Source organism: Bacillus nitratireducens (assembly GCF_001884135.1).
GTDB lineage: Bacteria > Bacillota > Bacilli > Bacillales > Bacillaceae_G > Bacillus_A > Bacillus_A nitratireducens.
In genome coordinates this window covers 1-2,021 of sequence record NZ_MAOC01000101.1, presented here as the reverse complement: position 1 = coordinate 2,021, position 2,021 = coordinate 1, and the positions used below count along the sequence as shown (strand labels likewise).

General features: G+C 33.3%; 1 protein-coding gene and 1 pseudogene. One reads left to right on the top strand and one right to left on the bottom strand.

Annotated elements, in window-relative coordinates:
• Positions 1 to 114: pseudogene (locus BAU23_RS30050) on the top strand (DUF1801 domain-containing protein); the annotation flags it as partial.
• 641 nt (positions 115 to 755) lie between these two features.
• On the opposite strand, the gene BAU23_RS28780 reads toward BAU23_RS30050, so the two are convergent.
• Positions 756 to 1,706: a nucleoside hydrolase gene (locus BAU23_RS28780; RefSeq protein WP_071735752.1), complete on the bottom strand. Its 951-nt coding sequence runs from the start codon at positions 1,704 to 1,706 to the stop codon at positions 756 to 758.
• Positions 1,707 to 2,021 lie beyond the last annotated feature (315 nt).

Genomic DNA, 2,021 nt, shown 5'->3' with positions numbered 1-2,021 from the left:
TCTGGAAAATCGTGTATTTATATTAATAAAATAGCAGATATTGATAGTAATGTTCTAAAAGCGCTAATCAAACAATCTGTAAGTTTTTTGAAGGAAACGTATCAAAATCATTAATGAAATTTATAGAATTACTTTGAATATTTTCTAGAATGCCCCTTCATACTCAGAATCGTGTCCGTATTCCTTCAGGCGCGGGTATCAATATAAGTAGACAATAAAAACGTTATGTAAATAATGTAAGGTGTCACAAACTATTAATATATTATTGTGATTGAATAAAGTAACACTGGAGTACAAGATTAGAAACGCTAAATTAGAGAAATAAAAAAGTCCCACATATTTATATGAGGGATTTTTTACTAACTGGAAAAAAATGCAGATTAAGAATTATGAAACGTTTTAATTGAAGGAGACACGTGCAAATATATGTTAGATTACTTACGTATCTCTTGATGGTATGTTCTTATTTTCGTAGTGTTAGTAGAGAATAATAATTCGGATATTAAAAGAAATAGGCGCTCATTTGAGTGTCTTTTCTTTATGGGATAGCACCATAGGTCATCAAGTTAAAGTTTTAATGTACCAGCAATTAGAGGGATTTTATTTTGTTAGCTTGATAGTGATAGGATACAGCCAACATTTCGGAAGTTTTGTATGCTAGACGAATTTTAACCTAAAAAAGTCGAATTCCTGTACGTTAAGTGCAGTGATATTTCATTCACATAATCCGTATTATCTGAAGTTAATAAAGTCTGTTACACTCTCTTCTGTAGGAACGTTTCCATAATATCCTTCTTGAATCTTTCATAATCAAACTGAAAAGCTACATTATGCGTTTTATAGCCTGGATTAGTAACAAAACGAAAGTCTGCAATACTTTGACCAAATCCTTCTCCTTGATCAGGAATTACTTTAATGGGTACTCTTGAAAGGCCAATGGCCTCTTGATTCAGCAAATACCACACTGTTACAAAATCATGCATAGGACTTCCACTGATACCAGGATTAGACTTGGAGTAGAAATTATAATAATAATCTAACATAGGTTTGATGATGAGTCCTACAGGATCCTGTGTATTCCGATGAAATGCATCGATTTGCTGGACCATTTCGGGTGTAACAATTGCATGTTGAGTCACATTTAAAGGAATAATTGTCAAGTTCTTTGCATGCTGCAGAATTAAATTTGCTGCATAAGGGTCTGCGTAAAAGTTAGCTTCAGCCACAGCAGTTACGTTACCTGGATAGAAAAAAGCTCCTCCCATGCAAATGCATTCTCTTACGTTTCGCATTGTTTCTAAATTCAATACAAAAGTCGTAGCTAGCGAAGAAAGTCTTCCTAAATTGATAATTGTAAGATCTTCTAAATTTGATTCTATAATTTGATAAATATCATTTAAGGGATAAACTGGATATGGAATTTCAGGGGGAATAATAGGACCTAATCCGACTTTTCCATGTACCTCAGGGAAATACTGAATCAATATACCTGTCAACGGTACAGAAGCACCAAGGAATACAGGTATCTCTTCTCTTCCCGCAATGTACTTCAAATAGTTAATATTTCTTATTACATTTTCTCTTGATACATTTCCATAATCAGCTACGATTCCTACAAGTTGAATGTCTTTACGAAAAAAGGTGTACAGTATAGCAAACGCATCATCAATCCCCAAATCTGTAAACAGGAGAACCTTTTTTTGCATATCTCTTCCTCCCAAATCTATAGAATCCTACTATCACTAATGATGTAGTGATTAGACTAAGCTTGTATGTATATATTTTATGTATTCTTAAAGAGTGGATTCTATTCACTTGAAATAGCTTTGCTCATCTCAATTTGATATTATGTCAAGCGTAAGTTTCTGTTCTTAAGTTGAAGGGTATGGGGTTCCACCACACATCCATCAACTTAAGGTATCCTTTTATACAAAATGTGGTTTTTTCACGTAGTCTTTTATAGATAGCATAAAAGTAGGCACATCAAATAAACCCTGACGGGTTTCAAATTTTTAGCTATG